Origin of the sequence: Rhizobium sp. Root483D2 (assembly GCF_001426685.1) — a bacterium.
GTDB classification, from domain to species: domain Bacteria; phylum Pseudomonadota; class Alphaproteobacteria; order Rhizobiales; family Rhizobiaceae; genus Pararhizobium; species Pararhizobium qamdonense.
Window position 1 is genome coordinate 342,975 of record NZ_LMFB01000012.1, and the last position, 17,514, is coordinate 360,488.

Annotated in this window: 20 protein-coding genes; 8 read left to right on the forward strand and 12 right to left on the reverse strand. The window is 60.2% G+C overall.

The annotated features are described in order from the left end of the window. Positions 1–261 precede the first annotated feature (261 nt). The 3 genes from rdgB to rph form a co-directional block, all read right to left on the reverse strand. The gene (gene rdgB, locus ASD32_RS11195) at positions 262–906 is read right to left on the reverse strand and encodes an RdgB/HAM1 family non-canonical purine NTP pyrophosphatase (protein WP_060638091.1); all 645 of its coding nucleotides are present in this window, start codon (positions 904–906) and stop codon (positions 262–264) included. A gap of 40 nt (positions 907–946) precedes the next feature. Then, complete coding sequence (locus ASD32_RS11200) at positions 947–1,366, reverse strand: VOC family protein (protein ID WP_060638092.1); 420 nt, start codon at positions 1,364–1,366, stop codon at positions 947–949. Positions 1,367–1,506: 140 nt separating this feature from the next. Continuing rightward, positions 1,507–2,226 (reverse strand): ribonuclease PH, encoded by a 720-nt coding sequence (gene rph, locus ASD32_RS11205; RefSeq protein ID WP_060638181.1) that lies wholly within the window; start codon positions 2,224–2,226, stop codon positions 1,507–1,509. Positions 2,227–2,415: 189 nt separating this feature from the next. On the opposite strand from rph, the gene hrcA reads away from it, so the two are divergent. Then, on the forward strand, positions 2,416–3,495 hold the full coding sequence (gene hrcA, locus ASD32_RS11210; protein WP_060638182.1) for a heat-inducible transcriptional repressor HrcA: 1,080 nt from the start codon (positions 2,416–2,418) through the stop codon (positions 3,493–3,495). Between the two features lie 115 nt (positions 3,496–3,610). Then, the gene (gene grpE, locus ASD32_RS11215) at positions 3,611–4,225 is read left to right on the forward strand and encodes a nucleotide exchange factor GrpE (RefSeq protein ID WP_060638093.1); all 615 of its coding nucleotides are present in this window, start codon (positions 3,611–3,613) and stop codon (positions 4,223–4,225) included. A gap of 373 nt (positions 4,226–4,598) precedes the next feature. On the opposite strand, the gene ASD32_RS11220 is transcribed toward grpE, so the two are convergent. From ASD32_RS11220 to lptC, 8 genes are all read right to left on the reverse strand, one after another. Further along, complete coding sequence (locus ASD32_RS11220) at positions 4,599–5,834, reverse strand: D-arabinono-1,4-lactone oxidase (protein WP_060638094.1); 1,236 nt, start codon at positions 5,832–5,834, stop codon at positions 4,599–4,601. Between the two features lie 23 nt (positions 5,835–5,857). Next, positions 5,858–6,625 (reverse strand): SDR family NAD(P)-dependent oxidoreductase, encoded by a 768-nt coding sequence (locus ASD32_RS11225; RefSeq protein WP_060638095.1) that lies wholly within the window; start codon positions 6,623–6,625, stop codon positions 5,858–5,860. Positions 6,626–6,797: 172 nt separating this feature from the next. Further along, positions 6,798–7,262 carry a PTS IIA-like nitrogen regulatory protein PtsN gene (gene ptsN, locus ASD32_RS11230; RefSeq protein ID WP_060638096.1) on the reverse strand — a complete coding sequence of 155 codons (465 nt, stop codon included), beginning with the start codon at positions 7,260–7,262 and terminating at the stop codon, positions 6,798–6,800. Positions 7,263–7,438: 176 nt separating this feature from the next. Continuing rightward, a complete protein-coding gene (gene raiA, locus ASD32_RS11235; protein WP_060500852.1) occupies positions 7,439–8,014 on the reverse strand; it encodes a ribosome-associated translation inhibitor RaiA in 576 nt (191 codons plus the stop codon). Between the two features lie 284 nt (positions 8,015–8,298). Further along, positions 8,299–9,873, reverse strand: a complete 1,575-nt coding sequence (gene rpoN / locus ASD32_RS11240) for an RNA polymerase factor sigma-54 (protein ID WP_060638097.1) — start codon at positions 9,871–9,873, stop codon at positions 8,299–8,301. Between the two features lie 393 nt (positions 9,874–10,266). Then, on the reverse strand, positions 10,267–11,076 hold the full coding sequence (gene lptB, locus ASD32_RS11245) for an LPS export ABC transporter ATP-binding protein (protein ID WP_060638098.1): 810 nt from the start codon (positions 11,074–11,076) through the stop codon (positions 10,267–10,269). A 13-nt stretch (positions 11,077–11,089) separates the two neighbouring features. Beyond that, positions 11,090–11,650 carry an LptA/OstA family protein gene (locus tag ASD32_RS11250; protein ID WP_060638099.1) on the reverse strand — a complete coding sequence of 187 codons (561 nt, stop codon included), beginning with the start codon at positions 11,648–11,650 and terminating at the stop codon, positions 11,090–11,092. A gap of 15 nt (positions 11,651–11,665) precedes the next feature. Beyond that, positions 11,666–12,334 carry an LPS export ABC transporter periplasmic protein LptC gene (lptC, locus tag ASD32_RS11255; RefSeq protein ID WP_060638100.1) on the reverse strand — a complete coding sequence of 223 codons (669 nt, stop codon included), beginning with the start codon at positions 12,332–12,334 and terminating at the stop codon, positions 11,666–11,668. 247 nt (positions 12,335–12,581) lie between these two features. Here lptC and sppA point away from each other — a divergent pair, with 247 nt between their 5' ends. The 3 genes from sppA to ASD32_RS11270 are packed head-to-tail and all read left to right on the forward strand — an operon-like array spanning position 12,582 to position 14,377. Beyond that, positions 12,582–13,541: a signal peptide peptidase SppA gene (sppA, locus tag ASD32_RS11260; protein ID WP_060638101.1), complete on the forward strand. Its 960-nt coding sequence runs from the start codon at positions 12,582–12,584 to the stop codon at positions 13,539–13,541. 57 nt (positions 13,542–13,598) lie between these two features. Continuing rightward, positions 13,599–13,979 (forward strand): integration host factor subunit beta, encoded by a 381-nt coding sequence (locus ASD32_RS11265; RefSeq protein WP_280139426.1) that lies wholly within the window; start codon positions 13,599–13,601, stop codon positions 13,977–13,979. 53 nt (positions 13,980–14,032) lie between these two features. Further along, on the forward strand, positions 14,033–14,377 hold the full coding sequence (locus tag ASD32_RS11270; RefSeq protein WP_060638183.1) for a DUF1049 domain-containing protein: 345 nt from the start codon (positions 14,033–14,035) through the stop codon (positions 14,375–14,377). A gap of 63 nt (positions 14,378–14,440) precedes the next feature. On the opposite strand, the gene ASD32_RS11275 is transcribed toward ASD32_RS11270, so the two are convergent. Continuing rightward, positions 14,441–14,899 (reverse strand): carbon monoxide dehydrogenase subunit G, encoded by a 459-nt coding sequence (locus ASD32_RS11275; protein ID WP_060638102.1) that lies wholly within the window; start codon positions 14,897–14,899, stop codon positions 14,441–14,443. Positions 14,900–15,189: 290 nt separating this feature from the next. On the opposite strand from ASD32_RS11275, the gene ASD32_RS11280 reads away from it, so the two are divergent. From ASD32_RS11280 to lspA, 3 genes are read left to right on the forward strand one after another with little or no spacing between them, the layout of a single operon-like run. Beyond that, the gene (locus tag ASD32_RS11280; RefSeq protein WP_244490153.1) at positions 15,190–16,167 is read left to right on the forward strand and encodes a class I SAM-dependent rRNA methyltransferase; all 978 of its coding nucleotides are present in this window, start codon (positions 15,190–15,192) and stop codon (positions 16,165–16,167) included. Next, positions 16,164–17,018: an RNA methyltransferase gene (locus ASD32_RS11285; protein ID WP_060638104.1), complete on the forward strand. Its 855-nt coding sequence runs from the start codon at positions 16,164–16,166 to the stop codon at positions 17,016–17,018. Before ASD32_RS11280 ends, ASD32_RS11285 begins: the two co-directional genes overlap by 4 nt. Then, complete coding sequence (gene lspA, locus ASD32_RS11290; RefSeq protein WP_200953593.1) at positions 17,015–17,506, forward strand: signal peptidase II; 492 nt, start codon at positions 17,015–17,017, stop codon at positions 17,504–17,506. The genes ASD32_RS11285 and lspA overlap by 4 nt, the downstream gene beginning before the upstream one ends. Positions 17,507–17,514 lie beyond the last annotated feature (8 nt).

Sequence of the window (17,514 nt, forward strand, 5' to 3'; positions counted from 1 at the left end):
CTGCATATCTACAGGCCCGAGATGCTGAGCGTCTCTCCCGTCCCATATATGATTTGCTTCATCTTCTCTATGTCCGAAATCGGAGAGCTGCGTCACCCCCCTCTGTCGGCAACGCCGACATCTCCCCCTCAAGAGGGGAGATGAGCCGCAGGCTTTCGGGCAGCTAGGAAAAAGAATGATCTCCCCCTTTGCGGGGGAGATGTCATGAAGTGACAGAGGGGGGTAATTCACCTCGCATTCGGAACTATCCCCCTGTTGCCTTCAAGCACTCAAGCATGTCTCGGCAAAAAGCTTGAACGCGCGCGCCCGGTGCGACAGCGCCTCGGCATCGCCCGGCTTCCAGCCATGCTTTTCCTCGGCACTCATTTCGCCGAATGTGGTGTCGTAGCCGAGCGGTTGGAAGACCGGGTCGTAACCAAATCCCTGGCTGCCACGCGGCGGCCAGACGATATGGCCTTCCACCTCGCCCCGGAAAAGTTCGACATGGCCATCCGGCCAGGCAAGGCAGAGTACCGAGACGAAGCGGCCGGTGCGCCGGTCAAAGGCGGTGGCGCCGGCGTCCTGGATGGCGGTCTCGACCTTTTCCATCGCCATGGCAAAATCGCGCGTGCCATCGGCGGTCTCGGCCCAGTTGGCGGTGTAGACGCCGGGATCGCCGTTCAGCGCATCGACGACAAGGCCGGAATCGTCCGAAAGGGCGGGCAGGCCGGAGGCTTTCGCCGAGGCCAGCGCCTTGATCGTGGCGTTTTCCTCGAAGGTGGTGCCGGTCTCGTCCGGCTCAACGAAGTTGAGATCGGCCGCCGACTTGGCTTCAAAGCCCATCGGGCCGATCAGGTCGCGGATTTCGCGGATCTTGCCGGCATTGTGGCTGGCGACGATCAGGGTCTTGTCTTCAAGCTTGCGCATCTGCGTCTTTCTCAATCCGGCGGGCTTTTGCCCATTCGTGTCAGTCGATATTCCAGAGGCTGGCCTCGGCGCATTCCAGACTGTTTCCGGCGGGGTCGCGGAAATAGAAGGACCGCGCGCCCGATGGCCAGAGCACTTCGGTTTCGATCGCGATATCAGCGGCCTTCAATTTGTCTTCCCAGGCCTGAAGCTGGCCCTTCTGCACCCGCAGACACATATGGCCGTTGCCTCGCGTTCCATGCGGCGGAACCTGCAGTCCCTCTGCCGGCGGTGGCTTGACCGTCTCCGCCGGGTTGAAGATCAAAAGGACGCCCGGTCCGCAGCGGAAGAAGATATGCCGGTTGCCGGCGCGGCTGATTTTTTCAAGGCCGAGAACGGAGCCGTAAAACGCCTCCGCCGCATCGAGATCATCCACATAAAGTGCTGTTTCCAGAATGCCTTCAAACGTCAGCTTATCCATGCGAATTGCCCCTCACCCTAGTCCTCTCCCCGCTCGCGGGGAGAGGGGACGCCAGAGATTGCCGTCCGGTCCTTCTCCCCGTCAGGACGGGGAGACGATGCCCGATAGGGCAGTTGAGGGGCATTGTCCGCATGAACGCCTCAGCCCCCGATGGCCTGCTTCTGCATGGTGACCAGTTCTGAAATGCCGTTCTTGGCAAGGCCGAGCAGCGTGCCGAATTCTTCCTCCGAGAACGGCTTGCCTTCGGCCGTGCCCTGGATCTCGACGATGCCGCCCGAGCCGGTCATGACGAAATTGGCGTCGGTTTCCGCTGCCGAGTCCTCCAGATAATCGAGGTCGATGACCGGCTGGTTGGCAAAGATGCCGCAGGAGATCGCGGCGATATGGTCTTTCAGGACTTTCTCGACCTTGATCATGTTGCGGGCTTCCATCCAGGCGAGGCAATCGCGCAGCGCAATCCACGCGCCGGTGATCGAGGCGGTCCGGGTGCCGCCATCGGCCTGGATGACGTCGCAGTCGATCGAGATCTGGCGTTCGCCGAGTTCCTTCAGATCGACGACGGCGCGCAGCGAACGGCCGATCAGACGCTGGATTTCCTGGGTGCGGCCGCTCTGCTTGCCGGATGCCGCCTCGCGCTTCATGCGCTCGCCGGTGGCGCGCGGCAGCATGCCGTATTCGGCGGTGACCCAACCCTTGCCGCTGTTGCGCAGCCATGGCGGCGTCTTTTCCTCCAGGCTCGCCGTGACCAGCACATGCGTGTCGCCAAACTTCACCAGGCACGATCCTTCTGCATGTTTGGAAACATTGCGCTCGAAGGAAACCTTGCGCATCTGGTCGGTTTTTCTGCCGGAAGGCCGCATCATGAACTCCTGTGATGTTTGTCAGCCTTCTAACCTATGTTGCGATGAAGGGAAATCATTTGCGCCAAAAGAGTGGCGGAGAGCCAAAAGCCGCTGTACGGCGGGCATTCCAGCCAATTTCTCTTTTGCTATCCGGGCTGGGATCACTATATTTCAATTGTCTTCAACAACATGGGTTCCCGCGTTCGAATGGTCCTGGATAAATCTGCAATGCGGGAAAGGCTTTCGGCGCTCGACGAGCGGTCGGGCGAAATTTTCCGTCGCATCGTGGAAAGCTATCTGGAAAGCGGTGAGCCGCTGGGTTCGCGCAGCCTGTCGCGCATCCTGCCGATGTCGCTGTCGCCGGCCTCCGTCCGCAACGTCATGAGCGACCTTGAGGAGCTCGGCCTCATCTATTCGCCGCATATCAGCGCCGGCCGCCTGCCGACGCAAAATGGCCTGCGCTTCTTCGTAGATGCCTTCATGCAGGTCGGCGATCTCTCCGCCGAGGATCGCGCCTCGATCGACCGGCATGTGCGCCGCGCCGATCGCGACCAGCCGGTCGAGACCTTGCTGAACGATGCCAGCCAGATGCTGTCGGGCATGTCGCGCGGGGCAGGGCTGGTGATCACTGCCAAGAATGATCCAGTGCTGCGGCATGTCGAGTTCGTGCGGCTGGCGCCCACCAAGGCGCTGGCGGTGCTCGTCGGCGAGCATGATCAGGTCGAAAACCGTATCATCGAGCTTCCGGCCGGCGTCACCAGTTCGCAGCTGACCGAAGCCGCCAATTTTCTGAACGCCCATCTCGCCGGGCAGACCCTGCCCGAAGTGCGCGGCCAGCTGGAAAAAGTCAAGGAAACCGTCCGGCGCGAGCTGGATACGCTGAGCCAGGATCTGGTCGAGCGCGGGCTTGCCATCTGGTCGGGCAGCGAGGCGGATGATAAGCCGACGCAGCTGATCGTGCGCGGCCGCGCCAATCTTCTCGAAGGGTTGGCGGGTGCCGAGGATGTCGACCGGCTGCGCATGCTGTTCGATGATCTGGAAAAGAAGGATAGCCTGATCGAAATCCTCAATCTGGCCGAGAGCGGGCCGGGGGTGCGGATTTTCATCGGGTCGGAAAACAAGCTGTTTTCACTGTCGGGCTCGTCGCTGATCGTCGCGCCCTACAGGGACGGCGACGACAAGATCGTCGGCGCCGTCGGGGTCATCGGCCCGACGCGGCTGAATTATTCGCGTATTGTGCCGATGGTGGACTATACTGCGCAATTGATGTCGCGTTTGTCGCGCTAACCGGCCCTGGATCGGCCGGTTTTTCCGGCAGCTTTCGATTGTACCCTTGATTTTTCGGCTTCAAAGCTCGATATCGGGACCAAATCCTAGACATGTTGACAGTGCGGAGACCGTCATGACCGACGATATGAACAAACACGGTGCAGAAGCGAACGCGGACGAAGCAGCTGCCGCCTATGCGGAAGCCGCCGATGAGCAGGTCGATGCTGCCGTTTCCGAGCCGGATCCTTTGGAGCTTGCCAAGGCTGAAGCGGCCGATATGCGCGACCGCTACCTGCGCCTTGCTGCGGAAATGGACAATCTGCGCCGCCGCACCGCCCGCGACGTCAAGGATGCAAAGTCCTATTCCGTCGCCGGCTTTGCCCGCGATATGCTTGCCGTGTCCGACAACCTGCGCCGCGCGCTCGATGCCATTCCGACGGAAGCCCGAGAGTCCGGCGATGCCGGCTTCAATGCACTGATCGAAGGCGTGGAAATGACCGAACGGGCGATGCTGTCGGCGCTGGAGCGCCACGGCGTCCAGAAGCTGGAGCCCGTCGGCCAGAAGTTCGACCCGAACTTCCACCAGGCGATGTTCGAAGTTCCGAATACGGAAGTGCCCAACAACACCGTCGTCCAGGTCGTGCAGGCCGGCTACACGATCGGCGAACGCGTCCTGCGCCCCGCCATGGTCGGCGTCGCCAAGGGCGGCCCGAAGATCGTTGCGGCGGAAGAAACACCGGCGGTTTGATCTTTACCCTCCCCTTGAGGGGGAGGGTCGGCACGTGAGTGCCGGGGTGGGGTGAGGCTTCACGCGTCCCTGACCCCCACCCCCACCCGCCGCTTCGCGGCGACCTCCCCCCTCAAGGGGGAGGTGGGAGTCAGCCAAACGACTGCTTCGGGTGATTGTTCAGGAAACGCTTTTCCGCATCGTGCTATTGTGTCTTCAAGGGCGGCCCGAAGATTGTTTCGGCGGAAGAAACACCGGCGGTTTGATCTTTACCCTCCCCTTGAGGGGGAGGGTCGGCACGTGAGTGCCGGGGTGGGGTGACGCTTCACGCGTCCCTGACCATCACCCCCACCCGCCGCTTCGCGGCGACCTCCCCCCTCAAGGGGGTGGTGGGTTACCCAAACAACTGCTTCAGATGATCGTTCAGGAACCGCCCTTCCGGGTCGAGCCTGTTGCGCAGCGCCTTGAAATCCCCGGCGCGCGGATAGAGCGCGTCCACGTCCCCGTTGCCCAGGAAATGCAGCTTGCCCCAATGCGGGCGGGAGCCGAATTGGCGCAGGATATCGTCGACGTCCTTCAGGTAGTTCCAATAGTCGGTGCCCGGCTGGCCGGAGACCGAGAGCGTGATCGAATCCTGCTCGAAGAACGGGCTGATCCAGCCGCCGTCGCCGGCGGTGAAGCGGTATTCGATGGGATAGATGCAGGTCGGGTGTTTCTCCAGCATCAGCTTGCGCACTTCGGTGCAGGCCTGTTTGCCGTATTGAACCGGGACGGCATATTCCAGCTCGTGGAAATTCGGCACATATTCGATCGGATAGATTTCCGAGGAATAGGCGATCTTCTCGAACGCGCTTTCCATCGGCGGCGCATCGGTGATGTCGATCGTCTTCATTTCGCAGACATCGGACAGGCTCGCCGTGGTCGAGACGGAGGATGTATCCGGCAGGCAGTAGCAATGGCGGCTTTTCGGTACCGGGCACCAGAAAAAGCCGAAATGCCGGTGGTTGGCAGCCAGTTCGTCGTGTTGCTCCATGCATTCGTCGAAGGTGCAGCGCCACAGTTTCTCATGCAGATTATAGCTTTCCATCACCTGCAGGGTGATTTCGGAGATGACGCCGAGCATGCCGATGGAAACGCGGGCGGCGTTCAGCATGTCCGGTTCGCTGTCGTCGATGGCGAGAATGCTGCCATTCGGCTGCACCAGCCGCATGCCGACGATCTGCGACGCCATGTTGCCAAGCGTAAGCCCGGTGCCGTGCGTTCCGGTGGTGAGCGCGCCCGCCAGCGCCTGGCTGTCGATATCGCCCTGGTTGATCATCGACAGACCGCTGCGCTTCAACGCCTTTCCGAGCGTGTTGATCGTCGTTCCAGCATGCACCGAGACGCGCTTGCGGGCCGTGTCAATATGGCTGATGCCCTGCAGGCCAGAGAGCGTCAGATGCAGCCCGCTGGTCAGCGCCACCGGGGTGAACGAATGCCCGGAGCCGGCGCAGCGCACGTTCAGCCCGTTCGACGTTGCCTCGCGCACCATCTGAGCCAGCGCCGCCTCGCTATCGGGCGCGCCCCGGTGCCGGACGATGCACGATTGATTTCCCACCCAGTTGCGCCAGTGGCCGCCTGATTCCATCATGGTCCCGTTTTCCCCTTTGGTCTTCACATCGCGGTGAAGCAATTATCGACGAACAGATGCGTGCCGTTGACGAAGCTGGATTCGTCGCTTGCCAGGAAAAGGGCAGCCTGCGCCACCTCCATCGGATCGCACAGGCGGCCCTGCTGCGCGGCGATGGCCGCATCGGAAACATCGACGCCATATTTGGCCAGGCCAACCAGTTCGCGCTTGCCGTGGTCGGTGGCGATAAAGCCGGGGCAGACGGCATTGGAGCGGATGCCGCGGTCCCGGAACTCGACCGCAATGGCGCGCGCAAACATATGGCAGGCGCCCTTGGTCGTATCGTAGAGCACCTCCATCGGCGTCGCTGCCACGGCGGAGATCGAGGAGGTCGAGACGATACTGCCGCCTCCGGCGGCCAGCATGCCCGGCAGCACGGCCTTGGTCATCAGGAACATCGAGCGCACATTGACGGCCATCAGCCGGTCCCACTCATCCTCCCCGGTTTCCAGAAATGGCCCGACAGCCAGAATGCCGGCATGGTTGAAGAGCACGGTGATTGCGCCAAACGTGTCTTCGACGGCCTTGACCGCCGCCTTGACCTCTGAGGACACCGAGACATCAGCCGGTGCGAAGAAGGCCTCTCCACCCTCGGCGCGGATCTGGGCGGCAACCTCCTCCCCCTTGCTGCGCGGCAGATCGACAATGCCGACTCTCGCGCCTTCACGGGCAAAAAGCTCAGAGGCGGCAAGGCCGCATCCGCCCGCACCGCCGCTGATCAACGCGGTCTTTCCTGCCAAACGTCCTGCCATGCCCGTCCTCCTCCATGTTGATTGAACGGGAGTATTGTCGAGCCATGAAGCCGTGTCGATATCTCTTCGAGCCCAGTCGGGTAATTTATGGATGCCGGCCTGATAGCGTGATGAAAACGCAAAAAACGCGACCCTGCGGCCGCGTTTCACGAAATCATTCAGCTTGTATCGGTCAGGCCGCGTTGGAGGCCTGGTCGTCGCTGAGAAAGGCGTAGATGGCCGAGGCAGAATCCGTCGCGCGCAGGCGGGCGACCATTTCCGGATCGCGCAGCACGCGGGCAATCCGCGACAGGGCCTTCAGGTGATCGGCGCCCGCACCTTCCGGGGCAAGCAGCAGAAACACCAGATCGACCGGCTGGTCATCCAGCGCCTCGAAATCGACGGGCGATTCCAGCCGGGCAAAAATCCCGACGATCGACGACAGATGGGCGAGCTTGCCATGCGGGATGGCAATGCCGTTGCCGACACCGGTCGAGCCCAGTCGTTCGCGCTGAAGAATGACGTCGAATATTTCCCGTTCGGGTAGATCAGTGATCTTGGATGCTTTTGCCGCCAATTCCTGAAGCAACTGCTTCTTGGAATTGGCCTTCATGGCCGGAAGTATCGCATTCTGCTGCAGCAAGCCTGCCAATGCCATTCTTTTGTCCTCGTTCGCAGGTAGAAACCGCATCGCCCGGCAAAATGCCGGACGGCGGCTCCATCCATCTTTCTCTCGGCGCTTTACCGGCGGACCGTCAACGGTCTTCCCTATGTAAACCACCAGAAAAAAGCAGACTGCCCCGAGCCGGCGAACCGGCCCGGGACGTCATCCACTTAGCTCTTTATATTGGCTGCGTCGATCCAGCCAATGTTTCCATCATTGCGTCGATAGACGATATTCAACTGTTCATTGCCAGGACTACGGAACATCAGAACGGGATCGTCAGTCATGTCGAGCGCCATCACGGCATTTGCAACAGACATCGTCTTCAGTTGTTTTGAACTCTCCGCCACGATCGTCGGTGCATAATTATCCGGAAGCTCATCGTCTTCATCGGGCACTGAATCCATAACGGTGTAGGCTACTTCAGCAAATCCAGCATGGCCATTGCCATTGTGGTGGTCCTTGAGCTTCCGCTTGTAACGGCGGATGCGCTTGGCAATCCGCTCAGACGCTGCGTCAAACGCAGCTTGCGGGTCGTTCGCTTCGCCGCTCGCCTGCAAGGCAGCACCAGAATCGAGGTGAATCTTGCAATCGGCGCTGAAGCGGGATCCAGACTTTTCCACAGTGACTTGGCTTGAATATCCTCCGTCAAAATATTTGGTTACGGCTTGTTCTATCTGATCTTCGATCCGCAGACGAAACGTTTCGCCGATTTCCATATGTTTACCGGATACACGCACACTCATGGAGTTTCCTCTCTTTTCGTGATTTGCGTAGCCAGTCTATTCCAACCGCATCCGTCATCCAAGCACTTCACGCACGCAAAACAATTTTGCGCCAGAAAGCCCAGAATTTAAAGGGATATGCGTGAGCAGGCTCTATGTCCCATGCCCATTGCGGCCGCCTCATACTACCGGTTGTTGCTGGAGTCAATGAAACAGTTAAGAAAACAAGAATCCGAGGCCGAAAGCCCGCGGATTGCCGGGATTTATGGGCATTTGGCGTGGTTTCGGTCAAGCGCTCCAAAGGATCAGGCAGACACCTTGGCCATAGCCTTTTTCTCTCTGCGGCGCTGAACGGAGGAGGCGATTTTCATCGCTTCGCGGTATTTCGCCACAGTCCTGCGGGCGATATCGACGCCGCCCTTCTTCAAAAGATCGACGATATCGTCATCCGAAAGAACGGCGTCCGGGCTTTCTAGCACGATCATGTTGCGGATGCGGTGACGCACGGATTCGGCCGAGTGGCTGTCGCCGCCCTCTGCCGATCCGATCGAGACGGTGAAGAAATATTTCAGCTCGAACAGTCCACGCGGCGTCAGCATGTATTTGTTGGAGGTGACGCGGCTGACGGTCGATTCATGCATCTTGATGGCATCGGCCACGGTTTTCAGGTTGAGCGGCCGCAGATGATCGACGCCGTTGATCAGAAACGCGTCCTGCTGGCGCACGATCTCCGTCGCAACCTTCATGATCGTCTTCGCGCGCTGGTCAAGGCTGCGGGTCAGCCAGTTGGCGGTCTGCAGGCATTCGGTCAGGAAGGCCTGATCGGCGCTGTTCTTCGGGGCATGCCGCGAGACCGTCGCGTAATAGGTCTGGTTGACGAGAACGCGCGGCAGCGTATCGGGATTGAGCTCCACGGCCCAGCTGCCGTCCTGCGCCGGGCGAACGACGATATCCGGCATGATCGCTTCCGAAGGGCTTGCCTCGAAGCCGGTACCGGGCTTGGGATCGAGCTTGCGGATTTCGGCGAGCATGTCGAGCAGGTCTTCCTCGTCCACGCCGCAGATCCGCTTCAGGCTGGTAAAGTCGCGCCGCGCCAGCAGTTCGAGATTGTCGAGCAGGGCGGCCATGGCGGGATCCAGCCGGTTGCGCGCTTTGAGCTGGATCGCCAGGCATTCGCTGAGCGTGCGGGCAAAAACGCCTGGCGGATCGAACTGCTGCAGGCTGTCGAGAACCCGCGCCACCTCCACCGTCGCGCATCCCAGACGTTCCGCCATCTCCGCGATGTCGGCATGCAGGTAGCCGGCTTCGTCGAGCTGGTCGATCAGGTGCTGGGCGATCAGAAGGTCGGCGGCGCCATGGACGCTGAAGGGGACCTGCTCGTTGAGAAAATCGCGCAGCGTCACGCGGTTGGCGACGAAATCGTCGAGGTCATATCCTTCGCTGCTCTCGCCTTCGCCGCCGCCGGGCATGGACTTCCACTGGCTGAGCAGTTCCGGCGCGTCGGCGCGCTGCGGCGCGGTGTCGTCTGGAAAGACATTCTCGAAATTGGCATCGAGCTGCTCGCTCATCCGTTCGCCGGTCGCAGAGGTCGCGCTGTCATAGACGTCACCCAGCGGATCGAATGTTGCGCTGTCGGCATTGTCCCGGTCGCTGCGATCGTCCTGGGTGATATGCAGATCGTCCTTGCCATGCCGGTCGATTCCAGCCGGCGCATCGTCATTGGCGGCGAATTCAAGCAGGGGGTTTTTCTCGACTTCCAGCTCGATGAACTGGTTCAATTCAAAATGCGTCATCTGCAGCAGCTGGATCGACTGCATCAGTTGCGGCGTCATGGCCAGAGTCTGGCTTTGACGCAGGAAGAGGCTGGCTGAAAGTGCCATTCTGACGCAAAACTCCCCTTGATGATCGGAGCTGGCTCACATGTTTCGAGGGGGTGAAAATGCCAGTTCGTCAACTGGCCCAAAAATTGCGTATTAATGGGGTTTGGTCAAGCGGCAACCGGAAATAAGGTGAAGAAGGCCCGTGCCGCGCATTTTATGTGCAATCATCGTCTAATATGAGCGAATTGCACACATCCCGCCCGGATCGTAGGCTCTCGATCGCAGACTGACGACGGTCATTTTTCGGCCTCAAAAACAATACCGCATTGCAGCATTTCCGGGCAGGCAAAATTTGCGCAATTCCGGGTGGTGGTCAAGAGAAACCTGTTCCAGAAGCGGCAGATTCTTGCCTGCTGCCGCCGGTTTCATTCACGATGTGACCGGATAGCGGCTTTAGAGGCTGAAATTATCGCCGAGATAAAGACGGCGGACGTCGGGGTTGGTGACGATATCGTTGGCCCGCCCATGCGTCAGCACTTCGCCGGCGTGGATAATATAGGCGCGGTCGATCAGGCCCAGCGTTTCGCGCACATTATGGTCGGTGATCAGGACGCCGATCCCGCGCGAGGTCAGATGCCGTACCAGCGCCTGGATGTCGGCAACCGAGATCGGATCGACACCGGCAAACGGCTCGTCCAGCAGCATGAACGTCGGGTCGGTTGCCAGTGCACGGGCAATTTCGAGGCGCCGCCGTTCACCACCGGACAGCGCAACGGCCGGCGATTTGCGCAAATGGGAAATATTGAATTCGCCAAGCAATTCGTTGAGCTTGCTCTCGCGCCGCTCGCTGTTCTTGTCGTGAACCTCAAGCACGGCGCGAATGTTTTCTTCCACCGTCAGGCCGCGAAAGATCGAGGCTTCCTGTGGCAGGTAGCCGACCCCAAGGCGGGCGCGGCGGTACATCGGCATCGAGGTGACATCGTTGCCGTTGATCTCGATCGTGCCTTCATCGACCGGCACAAGCCCGGTGATCATGTAAAAACAGGTGGTCTTGCCGGCACCATTGGGCCCGAGCAGGCCGACCGCCTCGCCGCGGCGCACCACGAGCGACACGCCGTCCACCACGCGGCGTCCGCGATAGGCCTTCGTCAAGCCGCGCGCGATCAGCGTGCCCTCATAGCGCGCCTTGTCGACTGCGCGGGCAGGCGCGGCGGCTTCAGGCTTGACGCCCCGTTTGCGTTTTTGAAGAAAGGGAATGTTCACTTCGGCGTCTGCATCAATTCGTTTTCTGGGACTTCGGGTCAAGCTGAATCTGGACGCGGCCGCCACAGGCCTCCAGCTGTGCCTCGCCGGTGTCCATCTGAACGTTCAGCTGGCAGCCGCTGAAGACGTTCTTGCCTTCCGACAGGACGACCTGCTTGCCCTTCAGCACCAGCGTCTGCGCCGTCATGTTGAACTCGCCGGTATCGGCTGTCGCCTGCTGGGTTCCCGATTGCAGGAAGACCTTCTGATCGACCTCGATGCGATCGATCTCGGCATTGCCGCCGGAAATCGAACCGCCACCTTTCTTGTAGAAAACCACCATCTTGCCGGCCTGCAGCGTCGTCGTTCCCTGAACGACCTTCACATTGCCGGTAAACATGGCCTTGCTTTCGGCGTCCTTGATTTCCAGCTTGTCGCTTTCGATCTGGATCGGTTCGTCGTTGGAAAGCTGCATGCCTTTCATCTTGCTCGTCGTCGCCTGGGCGGCGGCCGGAGACATTGAGGCGCTGGCAAAAAGGCTCAAGAGAATGACTGTTCCGGCAAGCCGAAAGGAAAAGGCTGAAATGGCCGACATATGTGCCCCGGTTTTCTAGTTTGCGGTTTTACGGATGGTTGCGGGATCGGCGACGACCTTCACCATGCCTTCAAATGTTACAATGCGTCCCTTATCCGTCATTCTCAGCGTCTGTGCAACAATGGAACCGCCCTTCATGCTGATTGCAATCGGCTTCTTCGTTTCCATCTCGCCGGCATTGATATCGAGATAGGCCGCCTCGAAATCGGCGACGAGCCCATTGTTCATGGTAATGCTGAAGGGAGCGTTCATATCCAGCGTATTGTGGCCGCGATCGTAAATGCCGCTGTTTGCCTCGACAGTGGCGATCAGCGTGTCATTGACGGGCATTTCCGCATGGATCGTTTCAAGGGTGATGATGTCGGGATTGGCAATATCCTGCAGCGCCCGCTTGGCTTTCATCGAATAGCTGATGTCCTGCTTGTTGCGCCCGGAAATCGCCGGGTTCTGCATGACGATCTTGCCGTTTTCGATCGTGGCATTCTCGATCTGCAGGCTTTCCGGCAAAAAGGCCCTGACCACGGAAACAGCGACGAAAATGGCGCCGATCAGCACCGCAATCAGCGGCAGCATGATTTTCAGCCGCCTGACGCGACGCGAATGGCGGGAAGCAACCGTGTAAGCGTCGGTCAGAACCGGCCCTGAATGCGGCAAGGCGCCAGAAAATTGCACGTCATTCAGCATGAAATAAAACCCGTTATTCAAATGCATCGCGGCGCAATGGCGCGCAGGCCCCGTCTGTCGAGCGATGTGAGTGAGCCTGAATATGGAGATTTTTTTGTTCCACCACAATGTAAGGCGCGAATTTTGTTCTGGCCGGGTTACAACGGGCGTGCGCTGCGGTTATTGAACTGTGCGTTTGCATAGGCCGCAACACCACATTTGCAGCCGGGGCGATGTGCCCTGGCGCGCGTCAACAGGAGAAAAGATCATGGATCAGCTTGCCATCGCCGACCGGCGCCAGCTGCGGCGGAAGCTCGGTTTCTGGCGGCTTGTGTCCATCGCCCTCGTGCTTTGCGCAGGCATTGCCGCTTATTTCTATTCCGGTGCGGCCGGGAAGGGTGGCCTCAGCCAGCCGCATATTGCCCGCGTCGATATCTCCGGCATCATCCAGGATGATCGCGAACTGCTGGACCGGCTGAATACCATCGCCGAAACCGATGCGGTGAAGGCGCTGGTCGTTACCATCTCCTCGCCGGGTGGCACCACCTATGGCGGCGAAGTGCTGTTCAAGGCCATCCGCAAGGTCGCGGCAAACAAGCCGGTCGTCTCCGATGTCCGCACCCTGGCAGCCTCAGCCGGCTATATGATTGCCCTTGCCGGCGACCGCATCGTGGCGGGCGACAGCTCGATCACCGGCTCCATCGGGGTAATCTTTCAATATCCGCAGTTCAAGAACCTGATGGACAAGATCGGCGTCTCGCTGGAGGAAATCAAATCCGCGCCGCTGAAGGCCGAGCCGTCGCCGTTCCATCCGCCGAGCGACGATGCCAAGGCAGTGATCCAGGCCATGATCGACGACAGCTTCAACTGGTTCGTCGATCTCGTCGCCGATCGCCGCCAGATGCCGCGTGAAGAGGCACTCAAGCTTGCCGATGGGCGCATCTTTACCGGCCGCCAGGCGCTGAAACTCAAGCTGATCGACGAACTCGGCGGCGATGACGAGATCCGCGCCTTCCTCGACAGCCGCAAGGTTGGCAAGGAACTCGACGTCATCGACTGGAAAGCCCCCAGTTCGTCCCTGCCGTTCGGGCTCGGATCGGCCGCTGCCGCCGTGGCCAAATCCTTGGGATATGACGCTTTTCCGTCTTTCGGCGCGCTCGAAAAATTGGGCCGCGAGAAGTTGTTTCTTGACGGTCTTGTTTCCGTTTGGCAGGTTGGCGGCGACTGAAAAGACGCGATGGCCTTTTGTATGCCGTTTTTGGAGGATTGAAAACGGCATGCACCTTTGCACAAGAGGTGGACAAGGCCGTCTTATGGGCTTAACGCTTTAAGATCACATGCAAATTCACAACAGGGGGCGACAGTGATCAAGTCAGAACTGGTGCAGATTGTTGCGGCACGCAACCCGCATCTCTATCACCGTGACGTCGAAAATATCGTCAATGCGGTTCTCGATGAGATCACAGATGCGCTGGCGGGAGGAAATCGGGTCGAATTGCGCGGTTTCGGCGCGTTTTCGGTGAAAAACCGGCCGTCGCGGTCCGGCCGCAACCCGCGCACCGGCGACAGCGTGTTCGTCGAGGAAAAATGGGTTCCCTTCTTCAAAACCGGCAAGGAATTGCGCGAGCGCCTTAATCCTGGCGCCGACGACGAAGATGATGAGTGAGACGTCCGCCCGGTGAAAACGCCGGGCAGACTGCATGACGGAGACAGGCAATGATGATGAAGAAGCTGTTGAATATCGTGGTGCTGGTTCCGGTCGCCATCATTCTGATCGTGCTGTCGGTCGCCAACCGGCAGACGGTGACGCTGGCGCTCAATCCGTTCAACCCGACCGACAGCGTGCTGTCAGCCTCCGCTCCCTTCTTCGTCTTCCTGTTTCTCGCCGTCATCTTCGGCATGATCGTCGGTTCGCTGACCACATGGTTCACGCAGGGTAAATATCGCAAGCGGGCGCGCAACGAAGCGCATGAAGCCGTCAAATGGCATGCGGAGGCCGAAAAGCACCGCACCCGCGCTGAAACAATCGCCTCGCAGACGCTGCTTCCGGCCTCGTCCAAGTAAGTCCAAAAGGGCAAGTAAGTCCAAAAGGCAATTCAGTCCGAAAGGTTTGAGCGGGATTGCCGGTCAGGCGTCCCGCATCGCCTTGGCGCGCGCCGCATCGCCAAAATCCGCAAAGAACTTCGCCGCGTGCTTGCTGGCGCTCGAGCCGACAAGGCGCGATCCCAGTTTTGCGAGCTTGCCGCCGATCTCCGCACTGGCCTCATAGGCAAGGATTGTCTCTTCGCCGTCGGGCGTAAGCGTCACATCCGCGCGGCCTTTCGCCAGCCCGGCAATGCCGCCGGTACTTTCCCCACTCAGGGTGTAGCTATGCGGCGCATTCACATTCGAGAGCGTCATAGAACCGGAAAAGGTCATCGGGATCGGCCCGATCCGCACCTTGAGCGTTGCCGTGAAATCCGTTGCCGAGTGGCGTTTAATGGCCGTGCAGCCGGGGATGCACCCTTTGAGCACGTCGGGATCGTTGAGCGCTGCCCAGACGAGGTCGCGGGGTGCGGCGATGCGTTCTTCCCCCTTCATTTCCATTGGCATTGTCTCCCTGCGGCCGTGTCACGATTGTATCTCAGATAGGAAACAGCTTTGCCAACAGAAAGAGCGGTGCTATTTGCAGCCTTTGAACCATGACAGCTGACGGACGAAACGGCGTGAAAGATAAAGATAGACGGCCAAAAGGCAAAGCCGCACCGGCAACGTCGTCGCGCGGCGTGCAGGGCCGCGCCGTGCAGGCGCCGGTGAGCCGGACGCAGCAACCGAAATATCAGCAGACACCAAGGCCCGCTGATGCCCGCCCGGCGTCCAAGGCTGCGCCGGAGAAGGTGCCGTCAAAGCCGGCGGTATCCGAGCCCGCGCCCCGCGCCGAGGTGAGGGTCCGCACCGGCGCCAAGCCGGACGAGCGCATTCCAATCATCCTGGAAACCAAGGGCGCGCGCGATTATCACCTGATCGATAGCGGCGACGGCCTGAAGCTGGAGCAGTATGGCCCCTACCGGATCGTGCGCCCCGAAGCGCAGGCGCTCTGGCCAAGGACGCTGCCCGCGCATGTCTGGGACAATGCCGATTCAATCTTTACCGGCGATACCGATGAGGACGGCATGGGGCGCTGGCGCTTTCCGCGCCAGGCACTTGGCGAGACATGGCCGATGCAGATCCTCGATGCCGAATTCTACGGCCGCTTCACCGCCTTTCGCCATGTCGGCGTCTTCCCCGAACAGCTGGCGCACTGGAGCTGGATGAAGGAGCAGATCGAGAAAGCGGGCCGTCCGCTGAAGGTGCTGAACCTGTTCGGCTATACCGGTGTCGCCTCGCTGATCGCGGCAAAAGCCGGTGCCGAGGTGACGCATGTCGATGCCTCCAAGAAGGCGATCGGCTGGGCGCGCGAAAACCAGGCGCTGGGCCGCGCCGACCATCTGCCGATCCGCTGGATTTGCGAGGATGCGATGAAATTCATCCAGCGCGAGGAGCGCCGTGGCAGCCGCTACGACATCATCCTCACCGACCCGCCGAAATTTGGCCGCGGACCCAATGGCGAGGTTTGGCAGCTCTTCGATCACCTCGCGTTGATGCTGGACATTTGCCGCGAAATCCTGTCGCCTGATGCCAAGGGTCTGGTGCTGACGGCCTATTCGATCCGCGCCAGCTTCTATTCCATCCACGAGCTGATGCGTGAGACAATGCGCGGGCGTGGCGGTGCGGTGGAATCCGGCGAGCTGATCCTGCGCGAAGGCGGTCTTGACGGCAATGAGCCGGGCCGCGCGCTGTCCACCTCTCTCTTTAGCCGCTGGGTGCCGAAATGAACGACTATAATCAGGGACCCCGCCGCGTCGGCCAGGTGAAGGAAGTCACCAGCCTTGCCAATCCGATCATCAAGGATATCAAGGCGCTGGCCAACAAGAAGGAGCGCGATGAAACCCGCTCTTTCATCGCCGAGGGCCTGAAACTGGTCATCGATGCGCTGGATCTCGGCTGGACCATCAAGACGCTGGTCTATGCCAAGGCGGCCAAGGGCAAGACGCAGGTCGAACAGGTGGCGCTGAAGACGGTCGCAACCGGCGGGCTCGTGCTCGAGGTCAGTGAGAAGGTGCTGTCCGCGATCACCCGCCGCGACAATCCGCAGATGGTCGTCGGCGTCTTCGAGCAGCGTTACGCCAATCTGCGTGACGTCAAACCGATCCTCGGCGAAACCTATGTGGCGCTCGACCGTGTCCGCGATCCCGGCAATCTCGGAACCATCATCCGCACGGCCGATGCCGCAGGCGCGTCCGGCGTCATCCTTGTCGGCGAGACCACGGATCCGTTTTCGCTGGAAACCGTACGCGCCACCATGGGCTCGGTCTTTGCCATGCCGCTGATGCGCGCCACCGTCGCCGAATTCGTCAAATGGCAGAAGGCGGCAAACGTGCAGCTTGCCGCCACGCATCTGGCCGGTGCCGTCGATTACCGCACCATCGACTACCGCAAGAAGCCGGTCGTGCTTCTGATGGGCAATGAACAGGCCGGCCTGCCGGAAGAGCTTGCCCGCGAAGCCACGGCACTTGCCCGCATTCCACAGCAGGGACGCGCGGATTCCCTCAACCTGGCGATCGCCACCGGCATCATGCTGTTTGAGGCACGCCGCCATCTGCTGACGCTGGACGATAGAACCTGATGCAAAAATCCGCTCTTTTCTCGCGCCCGGTTCCGGTCGCAATCCTGATCGTTGTCGCCGTCCTGCTTGATCAGGCGATCAAGGCGGCCGTAGAGCTCTGGTTGCCCTATGGCGAAAGCGTTCCGGTTCTGCCGTTCCTGGCGCTGCACCGTGTCTATAATTACGGCGTCGCGTTCTCGCTTTTTTCAGGCGTGGAACGATGGGCGATCATCGGCCTGCGCATCGTCGTCGTGGCTTTTGTCATCTGGCTTTGGCGCAAGACACCGGCGGATCGGTTCCTGACGCATCTCGGCTATGCGCTGATCATCGCCGGCGCCATCGGCAATGTGATCGACGGGCTGGTGTTTGGCTATGTCATCGACTACGTGCTGTTTCACCTGCCGGCATGGTCCTTTGCCGTCTTCAATCTCGCCGACAGCTTTATCACGATCGGGGCCGGCGCGATCATTTTGGATGAAATCCTGCATATGAAAAAGCAGGATCGCTAAAATCTTAC

What these genes read in the sequence shown, in the direction of transcription:
- rdgB (WP_060638091.1), bottom strand. Translation starts at nt 906, where the DNA reads ATGCGCAAGCTTGAAGACAAGACCCTGATCGTCGCCAGCCACAATGCC.
- ASD32_RS11200 (WP_060638092.1), bottom strand. Translation starts at nt 1,366, where the DNA reads ATGGATAAGCTGACGTTTGAAGGCATTCTGGAAACAGCACTTTATGTG.
- rph (WP_060638181.1), bottom strand. Translation starts at nt 2,226, where the DNA reads ATGCGGCCTTCCGGCAGAAAAACCGACCAGATGCGCAAGGTTTCCTTC.
- hrcA (WP_060638182.1), top strand. Translation starts at nt 2,416, where the DNA reads ATGGTCCTGGATAAATCTGCAATGCGGGAAAGGCTTTCGGCGCTCGAC.
- grpE (WP_060638093.1), top strand. Translation starts at nt 3,611, where the DNA reads ATGACCGACGATATGAACAAACACGGTGCAGAAGCGAACGCGGACGAA.
- ASD32_RS11220 (WP_060638094.1), bottom strand. Translation starts at nt 5,834, where the DNA reads ATGATGGAATCAGGCGGCCACTGGCGCAACTGGGTGGGAAATCAATCG.
- ASD32_RS11225 (WP_060638095.1), bottom strand. Translation starts at nt 6,625, where the DNA reads ATGGCAGGACGTTTGGCAGGAAAGACCGCGTTGATCAGCGGCGGTGCG.
- ptsN (WP_060638096.1), bottom strand. Translation starts at nt 7,262, where the DNA reads ATGGCATTGGCAGGCTTGCTGCAGCAGAATGCGATACTTCCGGCCATG.
- raiA (WP_060500852.1), bottom strand. Translation starts at nt 8,014, where the DNA reads ATGAGTGTGCGTGTATCCGGTAAACATATGGAAATCGGCGAAACGTTT.
- rpoN (WP_060638097.1), bottom strand. Translation starts at nt 9,873, where the DNA reads ATGGCACTTTCAGCCAGCCTCTTCCTGCGTCAAAGCCAGACTCTGGCC.
- ASD32_RS11250 (WP_060638099.1), bottom strand. Translation starts at nt 11,650, where the DNA reads ATGTCGGCCATTTCAGCCTTTTCCTTTCGGCTTGCCGGAACAGTCATT.
- lptC (WP_060638100.1), bottom strand. Translation starts at nt 12,334, where the DNA reads ATGCTGAATGACGTGCAATTTTCTGGCGCCTTGCCGCATTCAGGGCCG.
- sppA (WP_060638101.1), top strand. Translation starts at nt 12,582, where the DNA reads ATGGATCAGCTTGCCATCGCCGACCGGCGCCAGCTGCGGCGGAAGCTC.
- ASD32_RS11270 (WP_060638183.1), top strand. Translation starts at nt 14,033, where the DNA reads ATGATGAAGAAGCTGTTGAATATCGTGGTGCTGGTTCCGGTCGCCATC.
- ASD32_RS11275 (WP_060638102.1), bottom strand. Translation starts at nt 14,899, where the DNA reads ATGGAAATGAAGGGGGAAGAACGCATCGCCGCACCCCGCGACCTCGTC.
- ASD32_RS11285 (WP_060638104.1), top strand. Translation starts at nt 16,164, where the DNA reads ATGAACGACTATAATCAGGGACCCCGCCGCGTCGGCCAGGTGAAGGAA.